General features: G+C 74.6%; 16 protein-coding genes. 11 read left to right on the top strand and 5 right to left on the bottom strand.

Going from position 1 to position 15,100, the window contains the following annotated elements; translation table 11 throughout:
- Window positions 1-15 precede the first annotated feature (15 nt).
- The 3 genes from V6U77_RS19260 (at window position 16) to V6U77_RS19250 (ending at window position 2,328) form a co-directional block, all read left to right on the top strand.
- Window positions 16-444 (top strand): SRPBCC family protein, encoded by a 429-nt coding sequence (locus tag V6U77_RS19260; protein WP_334607713.1) that lies wholly within the window; start codon window positions 16-18, stop codon window positions 442-444.
- Complete coding sequence (locus V6U77_RS19255) at window positions 441-1,442, top strand: SDR family oxidoreductase (protein ID WP_334607712.1); 1,002 nt, start codon at window positions 441-443, stop codon at window positions 1,440-1,442. Before V6U77_RS19260 ends, V6U77_RS19255 begins: the two co-directional genes overlap by 4 nt.
- A 118-nt stretch (window positions 1,443-1,560) precedes the next feature.
- Window positions 1,561-2,328, top strand: a complete 768-nt coding sequence (locus V6U77_RS19250) for a polyprenol monophosphomannose synthase (protein WP_334607711.1) — start codon at window positions 1,561-1,563, stop codon at window positions 2,326-2,328.
- A 673-nt stretch (window positions 2,329-3,001) separates the two neighbouring features.
- Here V6U77_RS19250 and V6U77_RS19245 read toward each other — a convergent pair.
- Window positions 3,002-4,606, bottom strand: coding sequence for a phytoene desaturase family protein (locus V6U77_RS19245; protein WP_334607710.1), 1,605 nt, complete (start codon window positions 4,604-4,606; stop codon window positions 3,002-3,004).
- 70 nt (window positions 4,607-4,676) lie between these two features.
- Between V6U77_RS19245 and V6U77_RS19240 the strand changes: the two genes are divergently transcribed.
- Window positions 4,677-6,110: an aldehyde dehydrogenase family protein gene (locus V6U77_RS19240; RefSeq protein ID WP_334607709.1), complete on the top strand. Its 1,434-nt coding sequence runs from the start codon at window positions 4,677-4,679 to the stop codon at window positions 6,108-6,110.
- A 64-nt stretch (window positions 6,111-6,174) separates the two neighbouring features.
- On the opposite strand, the gene V6U77_RS19235 is transcribed toward V6U77_RS19240, so the two are convergent.
- Window positions 6,175-6,576, bottom strand: coding sequence for a ChaB family protein (locus V6U77_RS19235; RefSeq protein ID WP_334607708.1), 402 nt, complete (start codon window positions 6,574-6,576; stop codon window positions 6,175-6,177).
- A gap of 160 nt (window positions 6,577-6,736) precedes the next feature.
- Between V6U77_RS19235 and V6U77_RS19230 the strand changes: the two genes are divergently transcribed.
- The 4 genes from V6U77_RS19230 to V6U77_RS19215 all read left to right on the top strand — a co-directional run bounded on the left by V6U77_RS19230 (window position 6,737) and on the right by V6U77_RS19215 (window position 9,075).
- Complete coding sequence (locus tag V6U77_RS19230) at window positions 6,737-7,717, top strand: YihY/virulence factor BrkB family protein (RefSeq protein ID WP_334607707.1); 981 nt, start codon at window positions 6,737-6,739, stop codon at window positions 7,715-7,717.
- A 72-nt stretch (window positions 7,718-7,789) separates the two neighbouring features.
- Complete coding sequence (locus V6U77_RS19225) at window positions 7,790-8,206, top strand: DUF2795 domain-containing protein (protein ID WP_334607706.1); 417 nt, start codon at window positions 7,790-7,792, stop codon at window positions 8,204-8,206.
- A gap of 52 nt (window positions 8,207-8,258) precedes the next feature.
- Entirely contained in the window at window positions 8,259-8,720 is a 462-nt protein-coding gene (locus tag V6U77_RS19220; RefSeq protein ID WP_151455771.1) for an SRPBCC family protein, read from the top strand.
- Window positions 8,721-8,814: 94 nt separating this feature from the next.
- Window positions 8,815-9,075 (top strand): hypothetical protein, encoded by a 261-nt coding sequence (locus V6U77_RS19215; RefSeq protein ID WP_334607705.1) that lies wholly within the window; start codon window positions 8,815-8,817, stop codon window positions 9,073-9,075.
- A 42-nt stretch (window positions 9,076-9,117) separates the two neighbouring features.
- Here V6U77_RS19215 and V6U77_RS19210 read toward each other — a convergent pair whose 3' ends face one another.
- Complete coding sequence (locus V6U77_RS19210; RefSeq protein ID WP_334607703.1) at window positions 9,118-10,314, bottom strand: MFS transporter; 1,197 nt, start codon at window positions 10,312-10,314, stop codon at window positions 9,118-9,120.
- A gap of 154 nt (window positions 10,315-10,468) precedes the next feature.
- Here V6U77_RS19210 and V6U77_RS19205 point away from each other — a divergent pair, with 154 nt between their 5' ends.
- Window positions 10,469-10,681 (top strand): hypothetical protein, encoded by a 213-nt coding sequence (locus V6U77_RS19205; RefSeq protein WP_334607702.1) that lies wholly within the window; start codon window positions 10,469-10,471, stop codon window positions 10,679-10,681.
- Window positions 10,682-10,707: 26 nt separating this feature from the next.
- On the opposite strand, the gene V6U77_RS19200 is transcribed toward V6U77_RS19205, so the two are convergent.
- Complete coding sequence (locus V6U77_RS19200; protein ID WP_334607701.1) at window positions 10,708-11,157, bottom strand: hypothetical protein; 450 nt, start codon at window positions 11,155-11,157, stop codon at window positions 10,708-10,710.
- Window positions 11,158-11,319: 162 nt separating this feature from the next.
- On the opposite strand from V6U77_RS19200, the gene V6U77_RS19195 reads away from it, so the two are divergent.
- The gene (locus V6U77_RS19195; protein WP_334607700.1) at window positions 11,320-11,697 is read left to right on the top strand and encodes a DUF6401 family natural product biosynthesis protein; all 378 of its coding nucleotides are present in this window, start codon (window positions 11,320-11,322) and stop codon (window positions 11,695-11,697) included.
- Window positions 11,698-11,876: 179 nt separating this feature from the next.
- On the opposite strand, the gene V6U77_RS19190 is transcribed toward V6U77_RS19195, so the two are convergent.
- Complete coding sequence (locus V6U77_RS19190; RefSeq protein WP_334607699.1) at window positions 11,877-12,746, bottom strand: mechanosensitive ion channel family protein; 870 nt, start codon at window positions 12,744-12,746, stop codon at window positions 11,877-11,879.
- Window positions 12,747-12,934: 188 nt separating this feature from the next.
- On the opposite strand from V6U77_RS19190, the gene V6U77_RS19185 reads away from it, so the two are divergent.
- The gene (locus tag V6U77_RS19185) at window positions 12,935-15,061 is read left to right on the top strand and encodes an ATP-binding SpoIIE family protein phosphatase (protein ID WP_334607698.1); all 2,127 of its coding nucleotides are present in this window, start codon (window positions 12,935-12,937) and stop codon (window positions 15,059-15,061) included.
- Window positions 15,062-15,100: the final 39 nt, after the last annotated feature.

Genomic DNA, 15,100 nt, shown 5'->3' with positions numbered 1-15,100 from the left:
GCGATTGTGGAGAAAGTGATCGAGGCCTCCCCGGAGCAGGTCTGGGCGGTCCTGGCGGACGGGTGGACGTACAGCGACTGGGTCGTGGGCACGGTGCACGTACGCGACGTGGACGACGCCTGGCCCCGGGTGGGCAGCCAACTGCACCACAAGGCAGGCCCGTGGCCGTTCTCCCTGCACGACTCCTCGACGGTGCTGACCTGTGAGCCGCCACGCCGGTTGGTCATCCGCGCCGGCCTCTGGCCCGCCGGGGAGGCCCTCGTGGTGTTCACCCTCGAGGCGGTCGGCACGGACGCGACCCGGGTACGCCTGGGCGAGGACTTCGCCGCCGGCCCGCTGCGTTGGGTGCGCAACAAGGTCAACGACCTGGTGCTGCACCAGCGCAACAAGGAGACCCTGACCCGGCTGGCCGACATCGCGATGCGCCAGAAGGGGGACGGATGACGCAGACCGTGGTCGTCACCGGGGCGAGCGCCGGCGTGGGACGGGCGGTCGCCCGCCGCTACGCCGAGCGGGGCGCACGGCTCGCGCTGCTCGCCCGGGGCGAGGCCGGGCTGGCCGCCGCCGAGCGGGACTGCCGGGAGCTGGGTGCCTCGGACGTACGCACGTACCGGGTGGACGTGGCCGACGCCGCTGCGGTGCAGCAGGCCGCCGACGACGTGGTGCACCGCTTCGGCGGCATCGACGTCTGGGTGAACAACGCGATGGTCTCCGTCTTCGCGCCGGCGTGGGAGATCCCGGCCGCCGAGTTCCGACGCGTCACCGAGGTCAACTACCTCGGCACCGTGCACGGCACCCTCGCCGCGCTGCGGCACATGCGGGCCCGGAAGCGGGGGGCGATCGTGCAGGTCGGCTCCGCCCTGGCCTACCGCGGGATCCCGCTGCAGTCGGCGTACTGCGCCAGCAAGCACGCCATCCAGGGCTTCAACGACTCGCTGCGGGCGGAGCTGCTGCACGACTGCCCCGGCGTGAAGCTGTCGATGGTGCAGCTGCCGGCGATCAACACCCCGCAGTTCTCCTGGGTACGCACCCGGTTGCCCCGGCACCCCCAGCCGGTGCCGCCGATCTTCGCGCCCGAGGTTGCGGCGAAGGCGATCATCTGGGCGGCCGACCACGGGCCGCGGGAGCTGAACGTGGGCGGACCGACCTGGCGGGCCCGGCTCGGCGACGTCCTCGCGCCCGGCCTGCTCGACCGGAAGCTGGCCCGCGACGGCTACGACAGCCAGCAGACCGAGACCCCGATCGATCCGGCCGCCTGGCGGGACAACCTCGACCGGCCGGGGGACGACGAACGGGACCGGGGCGCGGAGGGCGTCTTCACCGACCGGGCCCGCGGTCGCTCGGCCGCCCTGTGGATCGGTACGCACAAGCCGGCCGTCTCCGGCGTCGCCCTGGCCGGGCTGACGGTGGTCCTCACCGCGCTGGCCCGTCGCCTCCGCTGACTGCCGTCCGTCCTCGTCGTGGCGCGAGGACGGGCCGGTAGGGGTGGCCTTTTCGACCCGGATGTGGCAACTGGCTACGCTCTCGGGGAGCCCTGTCCGCCGACCGAGGATGTCCGACATGATCGAACCCGTGCAGTTGCCCGTGCCGTGGCGGGACGCACGTCTGACCGTCGTCGTGCCCACCTACAACGAGGCGGGCAACCTCCCGGTGCTGGTCGAGCGGCTGCTGGCCCTGCCGCTGCCGGGCCTGAAGATCCTGGTCGCCGACGACAACTCGCCGGACGGCACGGGTGAGGTGGCGGACAAGCTGGCCGTCGAGCACCCCGACCGCGTCGAGGTCGTGCACCGGGCCGGCAAGGAGGGCCTGGGCCGGGCGTACGTGGACGGCATCGGGCGTGCCCTCGACGGCGGCGCCGAGTACGTGGCGCAGATGGACGCCGACCTGTCGCACCCGCCGGAGGCGCTGCCGGGCATGCTCGGCGCGCTGCTCTCCACCCAGGCCGGTGTGGTGATCGGCTCCCGGTACGTGCCGGGCGGCGAACTGGACGAGAACTGGCCGCTCTACCGGCGTGCGCTCAGCGGTTGGGCCAACCTCTACGTGCACACGCTGCTGCGGGTCCGGATCCGCGACCTCACCGCCGGCTTCAAGATCTGGCGGGCGGACGCGCTGCGCGACATCGGCCTGGAGCGGGTGCAGTCCAACGGCTACAGCTTCCAGGTGGAGATGCACTACCTGGCCACGAAGCTGGGGCACACCATCCTGGAGGTGCCGATCCGCTTCGAGGAGCGGCGCGACGGCGCGTCCAAGATGACCACCGCGACCAAGATCGAGAGCGCGCTGATGCCGTTCAAGCTGCGCAGCAAGCACCGCAACATCGAACGCTGAACCAGGCCCGCCCCGGGTCCCGCCTGGCGCTGCCCTCCCGCCCCGCCCGGCCCTGCTTCGATCGCCCCGTCGCCTCGCCCTGTCTTCTCGTCCGCCCCCGCCGGCCCCACGCGCCGCCTCGACTTCCGGGCCGTACCCCTGGCTGCGCCTCGTTCGCCTCGGCGGGCCGGCGGGCGGTCGACGGCGGCGCCGGGCGGACCCGGCAGGGGCCGCGGCAGGCACGGCGGCCGGTGGGGCCGGGCGGTCGGCGATGCCTCGGGGCGCCATCCGGCCGGACCGCCCGGCCACCGCACCAACGGCTACCGAGTGTGACATCACCCTGAGTCACCTCTGACTCAAGCACCGAACTGGCACCGCCCGCCCTTTGCTCTGCAGCCATACACGCACCAGCCCACCTACCTGCGGTTTTTCGAACGGCGGCGGGATCGCATGGCCAACCGTCGACCACGCCGAGCGACCGTTGCGTATGTGGCTGCAGAGCAAAGGGCGAGACAGAGGCTTCCGTCGCGCCCGAGGCTCATCACCCTGCGCAACAGTTGTGCCCACGACAAGCGGCCGGCGGGACGGCGTCACCGCCTGTCCGCCGCAGGCGGCAGCGCGCCGGCGCACCAGCCGGTGGCGCGCTCGCAGCGGACGAGGATCGGCCGGGCGAGGATCCGGCCCGCCCCGGCGGTCAGCGGTAGACGGCGCGGTGCGCGGCGTCGATGCCGGCCGCGTACAGCGGGCCGGTGAGGGCACGGTCACGGGCCAGGGCGGCGCGGGCGGCGTTCGCGCCGGGGGCGCCGTGCACGCCGCCGCCCGGGTGCGCCGACGCGCTGGCCAGGAAGAGCCGGTCCACCGGGGTGTCCGCGCGGCCCAGGCCGGGGATCGGGCGCAGGAACAGCTGCTGGTACGCGGCCGCCGTGCCGCCGCCGAGCGCGCCGCCGACCAGGCTCGGGTCGCCCGCCTCCAGGTCGGCCGGCCCGGCCACGTGCCGCCCGACGACCAGGCTGCGGAAGCCCGGCGCGGCCTCCTCCAGCACCTGCTCCATCCGCTCGACGTGCGCGGCGATCTCCTCGGCCCGCCACTGCCGCCGGAACGGCAGATGGGTGTACGACCAGAGCGACTCCGTGCCCGGCGGCGAGTGGCTCGGATCGGCCACCGACATCTGACCCAGCAGCAGGAACGGGTCGCGCGGGATCTCCCTACGGGCCAGCGCCGCGGAGTAGCTGGTGAGTCCGTCCAGGTCCGCGCCCAGGTGCACCGTACCGGCGGTCGCGACCGAGCGGTTGGTCCACGGCACGGGGGCCGACAGCGCCCAGTCCACCTTGAGCGTCGAGCCGTCCCAACGGAAGTGGGCCAGGTCCTCGACCAGCCGGGGCGGCAGCGCCGCCGCGCCGACCAGGTCCAGGTAGAGGGCGGGCGCGGGGACGTCGGCGAGCACCGCGCGGCGGGCCCGCCAGAGGGAGCCGCCGACGGTACGCACGCCCATCGCCCGGCCGCGCGCCGTCAGCACCCGGTCGACGTGTGCGCCGTAGAGGATCCGGCCGCCGCGCTCGGTCAGCCGGGCCACCAGCGCGTCGGTGATCTTCTGTGCGCCGCCGTCGGGCACCGGCCAGCCGACCTGCTGACCTAGCATGGCGAGCAGCCAGCCGTACACGCCCGAACCGGCCTCCTCGGGCGACAGGTCGGTGTGCAGGGCGCAGCCGGCCAGCAACGCCGGGCCCCCCTCGCCCTCGAAGAGCTCGTCGCCGAGCTTGCGCACCGGCACCACCAGCCGCCGGGCCAGGCGGAGCGCCCCCGACACCCGCAGCCGGCGCAGCAGGGTCAGGCCCCCGCGCACCGGCGGGAACGGCGTGGTGATGGCCTCCAGCATCGGCTCGGCCACCTGGCGCCAGTCGTCGTACGCGTGCAGCCAGCGCTTGCCGTCGCCCGGCGCGAACGCCTCCAGCGAGGCCGCGGTGGCCTCCGGGTCGCGGTTGAGCACCGCCGCCCGCCCGTCGGGCAGCAGGTGGGCCAGCACGTCCGGGGAGTGCCGCCAGCGCAGCCCGTACCGGTTGAGCCCCAGCCCGCGCAGCACGGGCGAGGCGTAGCCGAGGGGGTAGAAGGAGCTGTAGAGGTCGCTCAGGTAGCCGGGGGCGGTCACCTCGGCGGAGCGCACGGCACCACCGGGGGCGGCCGTGGCCTCCAGCACCAGGACGTCCCAGCCTGCGTCGGCCAGCAGGTTGGCGGCGACCAGGCCGTTGTGGCCGGCTCCGACGACGACGGCGTCCGCGCTCTCCGCGCCGGGGGAACTCATCCGATCCGCCTACCCGGCCAGCAACCGGGCGAAACGCGTTTGCCGCGCCGGGGCCGGGGCATGCACTGCCATGTACACGGTTGCGCAGCTCATAGGCGGAGTGTGGGGCGCGGGCGGCGAGGGTGGTGAGCTGGTCGTACACGATCCGGCCGACGGCTCCCCGGTCAGCTCGGCGCCGGTGGCGACGGCCGACGAGGTCGGCAAGGCGGTGGAGGCGACGCGCGGCGCCGCCGCGGAGTGGGCGGCGACCGCCCCCGCCGAACGGGCGGCGGCCCTGCACCGGGCGGCGGACGCCGTGGCGGCGGCGGCCGACGACCTGGCCCGGGCGACGACGGCCGAGATGGGCAAGCCCCTGTCGGACGCCCGCGGCGGTGTGCAGGCGGGCATCGGCACCCTGCGGCAGTACGCGGAGCTGGCCCCCGTGCGCGGCGGGCGGAGCCTGCACGGCGGCGCCCACGCCCTCGACTTCATGACGCCGCAGCCGCGCGGGGTGGTCGCCGCGATCACCCCGTGGAACGACCCGGTGGCGGTCTCCTGCGGGCTGCTGGGCGCGGCCCTGGTCACCGGCAACGTGGTGCTGCACAAGCCGAGCGAGCGCGCCCCGGCGACCGGCTGGCTGCTGGCGAGGGCGCTGGACTCCGCGCTGCCGCCCGGGGTGCTGTCGCTGCTGACGGGAGGCCCGGAGGTCGGCGCGGCGCTGGCCGCGCAGGAGGTGGACGTCGTCGCCCACGTCGGCTCCACCGCCACCGGGCGGGCCATCGCGGCCGCGGCGGCCCGGACCGGGGCCAAGGTGCTGCTGGAGAACGGCGGCAGCGACCCGCTCGTCGTGGACGGCGACGTCGACCCGGTGTGGGCGGCCGGGCAGGCGGCCCTCGGCGCGTTCGCCAACGCGGGGCAGATCTGCGTCGCGGTGGAGCGGATCTACGTGCACCGCGACGTCGCGGAGGACTTCACGCAGGCGCTGGTGGAGCGGGCCACGCAGCTGCGGACGGGCCCGGGCGGCGACCCGCGCACCGAGCTGGGGCCGCTGGTGGACCGGCGGCACCGCGACCACGTGCACGGGCAGGTGACCGCGGCGGTGGCGCAGGGCGCGCGGATCCGCGCCGGGGGCACGCTGCCCGACGGGCCGGGGGCGTTCTATCCGGCGACCGTGCTGAGCGACTGCCGCCACGACATGACGGTGGTCCGCGAGGAGACGTTCGGTCCGGTCGCCGCGATCGTCGTCGTCGACTCGTTCTCCGAGGCGCTGCGGTGCGCCGCCGACTCCCCGTACGGGCTGGCCGCGACGGTGCTGACCGGCTCGATGAGCCACGCCCAGCGCGCCTGGCGGGAGCTGCCGGTGGGCACCGTGAAGGTCAACGCGGTGTTCGGCGGGGCCCCGGGCGGCGCCGCGCACCCGCGCCGGGCCAGCGGGCACGGCTTCGGCTACGGGCCGGAACTGCTGGACGAGTTCACCGCGACGAAGGCGGTGCACATCGAGGCGCCCGGCGGCGGCCACTGGTGAGACACGCGCAGAGGCTGTCCGGGCCGGACAGCCTCTGCGTACGCGTACCCGATGGGCGGCGGCCTCAGCGGCCGCGGGCCTTGGCGGTCTGGCGGTTGTTCGCCTTCTCGATCGCCTTGACCAGTTCCGGCTTCGTCATCGTCGACCGACCGGGCACGTCCAGCTTGCGGGCCACCTTCATCAGGTGGTCCTTGGTGGCGTTGGCGTCCACCCCGCCGGCCGTAGACGCCCTACGCTCCGGTCCGCCGCCGGCCGCCTGGCGGTCGCTCGGCCCCTTGCGGCCCTTGGGCTCCCAGTGGTCGCCCACCTTCTCGAACTCGTGCTTGACGGCGGCGAAGGCGGTGCGGTGCGCCCGCTCCCCCTCGCCGTAGGTCTCCACGGCCGAGTCGTGCGTCTTCTCCCAGGTGCGCTGCGCCTTCTTGGGGGAACGTCGCAGCGTGCTGGGCAGTACCTCGCGCCCGGGCATCTCGTCCTCCTCCGCGTCGATGGGTTCTCCTTGACCGTTCCCCCGCCCCCGGCCGACAAACCGGGACGCCGGGTTTGTCGATTTCCGGCCGGGGGTACCGGCGGGCCAGGCGACGCCGGAGGCACCGGGGCGTCCGGGGACCGGGGCACAGGGAGCGGGCATGACGACGACGGAACCCGGCGCGGCGGTCACCGGGGAGCGGCGACCACGCATCCCCCGCCGGGTACGCCAGCTGAGCTGGTCGACCTGGCGCGGGGTGCTCGTCCGTAGCGTGCGCAACTTCGTCAAGGACAACTGCGCGGACTGGGCCGCCGCGCTGACCTACTACGGGGTGCTCGCGCTCTTCCCGTCCACGATCGTGGTGGTCGCCCTCGTCGGGCTGGTGTCCAACGGCGAGCAGACCGTCGACACCGTGCTCGACCTGGCCCGGGACATGGGTGCCGGCTCGGTGGTGGCCAACGAGGGCTTCGTCGGCGTGGTCCGGGGCGTGGTCGACCAGAACGACTCGGCCAGCGTGCTGCTGAGCTTCGGTCTGCTCGGTGCCCTCTGGTCGGCCTCCGGCTTCATCGGGGCGTTCACCCGGGCCTCCAACGCCGTCTACGGCGTCGAGGAGGGGCGGCCGATCTGGAAGCTGCGGCCGGTGCAGATCGGCCTGGCGGCGATCTCGCTGGTGCTGCTGGCGGTCGTCGCCACCGGGCTGATCGTCAGCGGCCCGGTCACCGACGCCGTGGGCGACCTGGTGAACGCCGGCGGGCTGGCCCGTACGGCGTGGAGCGTCGCCAAGTGGCCGGTGCTCGCGCTGATCATGATGGTGCTGCTGAGCCTGCTGTTCTGGATCGCGCCGAACGTCCGCCAGCCCCGGTTCCGCTGGCTCACCCCGGGCGGCGCGGTCGCCCTGGTCGCCTGGGCCCTCGCCTCGTTCGGCTTCGGCCTGTACGTCGCCAACTTCGGCTCGTACGACGCCACGTACGGCAGCCTCGGGGCGGTGATCGCGTTCCTGGTCTGGCTCTACCTGTCCAACTCGGCGCTGATGCTCGGGGTGCAGATCAACGCGGAGCTTCAGCGCGGCCGGGTGCTCCAGTCCGGCGAGTCGGACGCCGAGGAGCCGGTGCTGCCCCCGAAGACGCCCGCCGCCACGTGACCCGCGCGGGTTTACCGGCCGCACCGCCCCCGCGCCTGTTTACCGCCCGTGCCACCGGGTAGCGCAGAGGGCATGGAACGTGGCAGCAGCAAGCACGGACCGAGGGTCGACGAGCAGATGAGCCGGGAGGTCAGCGGCCTCGTGCAGGGGCCGGGGACCGGCGGCTCGCGGGTCGACGAGGCCCGGGTGCCCGAGCCGGCCGGTGAGGACCAGCCGGAGGCGACCACGGCCCCGGCCGGCGAACTGCGTACGGGCGCGCCCAAGGGGATGAGTTCCGAGGACGTCGAGCGGCGCAGCCGGCTCGGCCGGTTCATCACGATGGCCGCCCTGCCCGGTGACCGGGAGGCGCTGATCGCCAACGCGCGCGACAACGAGGCGCCGGCGGACATCGTCGCCGAACTGGAGCGGCTGCCCGAGGGGACCCGCTACCAGACGATCTCCGAGGTGTGGGCGGCGCTCGGCCACAAGAACGAGACGACCCGCTGGTGACCGGATCCCCGCACGATCCGGTTCGTCACCCGCGGATGAAGGAGGATGGCTGATGAGTGGCGTTACCGAACACGTGGACGTCTCCGTCCCGGTGCGCACCGCGTACGACCAGTGGACCCAGTTCGAGGACTTCCCCCACTTCATGGAGGGGGTGCAGGAGGTCCGGCAACTGACGGACACCATGACCCACTGGACGGTGGAGATCGCCGGGGTGAAGCGGGAGTTCGACGCGGAGATCACCGAGCAGCTTCCCGACGAGCGGGTCGCCTGGCGTTCGACGGGCGGCACCCAGCAGGCCGGCGTGGTGACCTTCCACCGCCTGGACCCGGACACCACGCGGGTCACGCTCCAGCTCGAGTTCGAGCCGCACGGCGTGGTCGAGCAGGCCGGCGACAAGCTCGGCGTCGTCGACCGGCGCGCGAAGGGCGACCTGGAGCGGTTCAAGCAGTTCATCGAGCGGCGCGGTCAGGAGACCGGTGCCTGGCGCGGCAAGGTGGACCGCCCGCAGCCCTGATCCCCCGCCCCCCGGGCACGTACGTCCGATGGCCGCCGGTCGCCCCGGCGGCCATCGTCGTTTGCGGGCACCGGGCCGGGGTACCGCGACAGGTATGACGGACGACGACAAGGTGTGGCGGGACGAGGAACGGACTCCCCTGCGGGAACTGGACCGGGCCGTGGCGCGGTCGACCCTGGACGGCCAGGCCGACGACGTGACGGGGAACGACGCCGGCGAGGAGGCCGCCTTCGGGCACGGCCCGGAGGCGGTGGACCGCGGCGGGCAGGCCGCCGGGGCGGGCCGGGAGCCGACCGACCCGGAGCGCGCGTACCGGCCCTCGACGACGGGGCGGACCGGGCCCGACACGATGTGAGCCACGCGGCGCGCGGACCGGGCCGGTCCGCGCGCCGCGCCGTCAGCCGGGGGCCGGGGCCGGGCGGCGGGTGGTGGCGGCGTGCAGGGCGATCAGACCCAGCGCGAGCACGACCAGCGCCGGCCCGAGCAGCTCCACCGAGGTGTTGCCGAGCAGCACCCCGATCCCGGCCGGCACCAGCGCGGCGCCCAGCCCCGCCGCGCCGATCTGGAGCCCGATGGCGCGGTCCGCGTGCGCCGCACCGACCCGGTCGGCGGTGGTGAGGGTGAGCAGCGGGAACACCGGAGCGGCGGCGAAGCCGACGACGAACAGCCCGGCCACGGCCACCCAGGCCGGCGCGGGCAGCGCGATCAGCACGGCTCCGGCCGCCATCGCCACCAGGCTGCCCCGCAGCACCGCGGCGGCGCTCAGCCGCTCGGCGACGACACCCTGCACGACGCGCCCGACGAACAGGCTCCCCCAGTAGCCCGAGACACAGACCCCGGCGACGGCCGGACCGAGCCCGCGTCCCTCGGTCAGCAGCAGGAACGCCCAGAGGCCGGCGGCCACCTCGATGGCCACGTAGACGACGAAGGCCGACGCGCCGAGCCAGACCGCCGGTAGGCGGAGCGTCTCGCGTACCGGCACGGCGACGGCGGTCGTTTCCGGCGCGGACCCCGCGGGCCCACCCGCCGGGGCGCGCTCCCGCCAGGCCCGCACGGTCAGCGCGAACGCGGCGGCCAACACGAGCTGGGCCCCCGCCACCAGGCCGTAGCCCCAGCGCCAGGAGAGGCCGGCACTGAGCGCACCGGTCATGATCAGCGGCCCGAGGGCCACCCCGAGGCCGAAGAACGCGTGCATCCAGTTCATGTGCCGGGGGCCGAAGGCGCCGGCAGCGTACGCGTTGAGGCCGGAGTCGATCGCGCCCGAGCCCAGCCCGAGCACCAGCGCGCAGCCCACCATCAGGGCGAGCCCCGGGGCCGACGCGTAGCCGGTGAGCGCGAGGCTGGCCAGCAGCGTGCTGCCCGCGAGCAGCCAGCCGACGCCGAGCCGGGCCAGCGTGAAGCCGGCCAGCACGCTGGAGGTCAGGTAGCCCGCGGTGCCGGCGGTGAGCACGAGGCCGACCGCCTCGGTGGGCACGCCGAAGTCGGCCCGGATCGAGGGCCAGCCCACCCCGATCAGTCCGTCGGGCAGGCCGAGGCTGACGAAGGCGAGGTAGGCCAGCAGGAGCAGCGAGGCGCGGGGCGGAGCGGTGGACACGGAGGACCATCCTGCCCGCCGTCGGCCACGGCGCCACCCGGCCTCCCCCGGTGGGACGAAGATTACGGTCCGGGTGGTCGGGAAAACGGACAGCTCATCCAGAATCGGCCGTTCGGCTGACGGCAACGCCCGGGTCGCGCGCAAGACTTTCGGGATGCATCAGGGCTCCGGCTTCCTCTCCACGCGTCAGCGCCGCCTGGCATGGCTCGGCTTCCTCCTCGCCGCGTTGCAGGCCCCCGTCTCCGCCAAGTTCGCCTCGGACGACTCCTGGTTGTTCAGCCTGTGCGTCGCGCTGATGGTGGCTACCGTGATCATCGCCGACGACGCGGCCCGGCGCCGCCCGGCGGACGCCCGCTCCATCGAGTGACGCGACGACGCCTCGGCGGCGCGGGGTCAGCCCTCACCGTCGGGGCGCGCCTCGTGACCGGGGCGGCCACGGCTGCGCCGGCGCTCCTTCATCTCCGCCTCGTAGAGGTGCCGACGGCCGCCGACCAGTTCCTCCCGGGCGGTCCGGTCGAGGTCGCGGAAGAGGGCGTAGTAGCCGTCGTCGAAGTCCTCGACGATCTGGAACGTCCACCGCCCGGCGATGACGTTGCGGCCCAGCAGATCGGTGTCGATGCGGTCGGCGATGCGGTCGTGCCCGGCGGCGCGGAACATCTCCACGGCGTCGTCGAGCATCAGGTCGGCGTGCCCCACCAACTGGTGCAGCGAGTAGAGGTGGCCGCGGACCCGCTCGACGCACTCCAGCGCCTCGCTGAGCTTGCCGAGCGCCGCCACCGTCTCGTCGCTGACCCCGGCGGGCCTGCGGTGCCGCTCGTCCGGCGCGTCGTCGTGTCGTCCCATCCGTTCCTCCGGGTGTCGGCTGTGCCCGTACGGGCGGTTCTTCTCCTGCCCCGCCCGCGTCGGATCAATCCCCCACGCCTCCCGCTGACCGTTCGGGGGAGGGCGAAAAACCCGCGAGTGGCCGAGGTCGACGGGGCTGCCGGCCGGATAGCCTCGGTCACCATGCGCGTGCCGTTCACCCGGGCCGAGGCCCGTTCCGCCGTCACTTCGGCGCGAGCCACCCTCGCCCTCCTGTCCACCTCCGTCGGCGCGGAGGGGCTGGCCGCCGCCGCCGCGCGGCCGGGCCTGCTCGCCCTGGTCGACCAGCACGCCGCCGCGGTGCGGGAGAGCCTGGACGGCGACCGCCGGCCGCTGAGCGCCGCCGCGCTCGCCGGCTACGCGGAGGGCGTTCGCGCGGCCGCGCTGGAGCACGGCTGGCAGCCGCCGGCCGCGCCGGTGGACTGGTCCGCGCCGGACTGGCTGCTCACGCGGCTGCTCGCGGTCTGCGCACTGACCCGCTCGCTCGGGGCCCCGGCGGCCGCTCCGCTCCCGCTGGCCTGAACCGCGCCCCTCCAGGCCGCACCGGCCGCCACCGGCCGGGCTCCCGCTGGTCTGGACCGACGCCCCGGGACGGCGTGCCGACCGGCACGGGCCGGGCGTTCCGCGACCCCGGCCGGACATGCCGGAGGGGCGCCCGCGGTTGCGCGGACACCCCTCCGAAGTTGCGCCTCACGGCCCGGTCAGCGGCGGAACTGCTGGGTCTCGTCGCCCACGTTCCCTGACTGGTAGGTGCCGCGCCCGCCAGTCGTCGCGGACTCCTGCCCGCGCGGCATGACCTCGGTACGCTCGGCCGCCGCCCGCCGGTCGGCCATCTGTCGGCCGACGTCGCTCTGACCGGCGTCCCGGGCCCGGCGGTGCTCCTGCACCGCCCGCGACTCCTCGGCCATCCGGTTCAGCCAGCCCTCCCAGCGGTTCTGCATCGGCCGCACCAGACCGCCGCCGACGCCGATGATCAGGATGCCGGCCACCGTGGCGAGCACCGCGATCAGCACCGGCGTGGTCACCGTGGTGGCGATGCCCACCTGGTTCAGCGCGGCGATCACACCCAGCGCGAGGATGAAGACCGCCACCAGGTCGGCCAGGATCTTGCCGTACGCGAGCCCGCCCAGCGCCCCGGTGACCAGATCCCGGACGGCGTTGGCGATCGCGGCGGCAACGACCACGATGACGATCGCCACGAAGGCGCGGGGCAGCCAGGCGACCACGCCGCTGATCAGGTCACTGATCGCGTTGGGTCCCCACACCCCGAAGGCGAACTGCAGGGTGAACAGCAGCACCGCGTAGTACGCCAGCTTCGCCAGGATGTCGCTGGCGTCGTACTTGGTGCGTTCGAGCGCGCGCTTGATGCCGCCCCGTTCCACCGCCTTGTCGAAGCCGACCCGTTCCAGCGCCGTGTCGACGATCTTGAGCACGGCTTTGGCGATGAGCCATCCGACCACGAGGATCGCGATGAACGCGATGGCCCGCGGTATGAACAGCAGCACCGACCTCCACATGTCGGCCACGGCGTCGCCGATGTCGACCTGCCTGACCGCGAGGCTTTCCGGCATGATGTCCCTCCTGTCGCATGGACTGCGCCGCGCGCTTACCCGGTCACCGACGCTGCACGCCGTGCCGGTCCCCGAGTTTTTCCCGACATGTCACCGCAGAAAGGCCCTGACCTGCCCGAACGTCCGTCCTTTGCGACGCGCGGGCCATGATCGGAAAGGGTGAACGCGCCTCCGGCTAGGCTGCGGTCATGCCAGGAACGGTCGGACGGGTCCCGCACCCACCAGCCCCGGTCTCGGGAACGCCCTCCGCGTCGGCCACGGCGGCCGCCGTCCTGCGCCACGACTGGGACGACACCCCCCTCGGCCCGTGGCGGGCGTGGGACCCGGCGGTCCGCGCCGCCGCCGAACTGCTCCTCGCCTCGCCCGTCCCGATGGCCCTCACCCTGGGCGACGAGCATCTGCTCGTCTACAACGACGCGTACGCGGAGCTGATCGGCGACCGGCACCCCGAGGCGGTGGGCCGGCCGGCGGCCGAGGTGCTCGCGGAGTCCTGGCACCTGCCCGGCGTCGGGGACGCCATCGAGCACACCTACCGCTCGGGGGAGCCGTTCCTGGAGAAGGAGACCACCCTCCCGCTGCACCGCCGTCCCGGCCTGGTCGAGCAGTCGGTCTTCACCCGGGGCTACTCCCCCGTACGCGACAGCTCCGGTCGGATCGTCGGCGTGCTGACGGTGGCCGCGGAGACCACCCAGGTCACCCAGCAGTTGCAGAGCCTCAGCGACTTCGCCGCGGCGCTCGCGGGCACTCTCACCCTCGACGACGTGGCCCGGGTCGCGCTGCGCTACGCGATCACCGCGTTCGACGCCGACCGGGTCTCGTTCGCCGTCGACGAGGGCGGCGGCGGCTGGCGGCTGGTGCGGCGCGTGCGTGGCGAGCTGATGGACGAGGCCGACGAGCGTCTCCCCCCGCTGTGGCGGCGCATCCCGCCGGAGGGGGAAGGGCCGGTGGTGGCCGCCGCCCGCAGCGGCGTGCCGCACTTCGTCGACGACGGTCAGCCGCTGCGCGAGTTCGCGGTGGACCGGCACGACCAGAAGGTCCGCTCGCTCGCGGCGGTGCCGCTGCGGGCCTCGGTGGTGCGCGGCGGTCTGACGGTCGGCTACCAGGGTCCGCACGTCTGGTCGGCCGCCCGGCGCGCGCTGCTGGCCACCTCGGCCGAGCTGGTCGGGCAGGCCGCCGAGCGGGCCCGCCGGTTCGAGACCCAGCACGGCACGGCCCAGCTCCTGCAACGCAGCATGCTGCCGGAGCACCTGCCCGACCTGCCCCGGATGCGCATCGCCGCCCGCTACGACCCCGGCGTGGACGGCAACGCCGCCGGCGGGGACTTCTACGACGCCTTCCTGCTGCCCGACGGCGGCCTGGGCATCGTGCTCGGCGACGTCGCCGGGCACGACGTGCAGGCCGCGGCCCGGATGGGCCAGGTCCGCGCCGCGCTGCGGGCCCTGGCGCTGACCGATCCGCGTCCGGACGCCGTGCTGGCGGGGCTCGACCGGCTGGTCACCAGCCTGGGCGCGGAGGGCGACACGCACGAGCTCTTCGTGACGGTGGTCTTCGGGGTCGTCGACACCGACCGACAGCGGCTCACACTGGCCAGCGCCGGTCACCCGGCCCCGCTGATCCGCCGGTGCGCCCCCGGCGGCGAGCCCGTCGCCGAATACCTCGACGTGCCCGCGGGCGCCCCGCTGGGCCTGGGCTGCCGCCCACCGACCGTCACGGTGCGCTTCGCGCCCGGCGACACGCTGCTGCTGTTCAGCGACGGCGTGGTGGAGCGACGCTGGCAGGACCTGACCACCGGCCTGGACGCCCTGGCCGACGCCGTCGCCGGCGCGGGCAGCGGCGATCCCCGCGCGCTGTGCGCGGTGGCCACCGCGGCGGTGCCCGGCGCCACCGAGGACGACGTCGCCGTGCTGGCGGTGGAGCACGCGCTGCGGCCGTCCCGGTCGGCGAGCATGGAGGTGCCCGCCGAGCCGACCGCGCCGAGCCGGGTGCGCCACTGGATGACCGGGCAGCTCACGGAGTGGCAGGTGCCCGAGTCGATCATCGGCGCGGCGGTGCTGTGCACCAGCGAGCTGACCACCAACGCCCTGCTGCACGCGGGCACCGCCGCCCGGGTGGAGATCGACCTCAGCCCGGAACGGCTGCTGGTGTCGGTCGCCGACTCGGGCACCCGGGGAACGGTGACCCGCGCGCAGACCGACACGCTCAGCAGCCGGGGCCGGGGGCTCGGGTTGATCGAGGAGCTGAGCGACGCGTGGGGGACGGACCCGACCGTACGGGGCTCCACGGTCTGGTTCGAGATCCTGATCCCGCCCGCGTGAACGGTGGCGTCAGCCCGGTCCCGAAGGGGTAGGAGGACG

Source organism: Micromonospora sp. CPCC 205546 (assembly GCF_036902715.1).
In the GTDB taxonomy this organism is placed as follows: domain Bacteria; phylum Actinomycetota; class Actinomycetes; order Mycobacteriales; family Micromonosporaceae; genus Micromonospora.
Note: the sequence above shows the minus strand (reverse complement) of the source record. Positions and strands in the feature narration are given on the sequence as shown.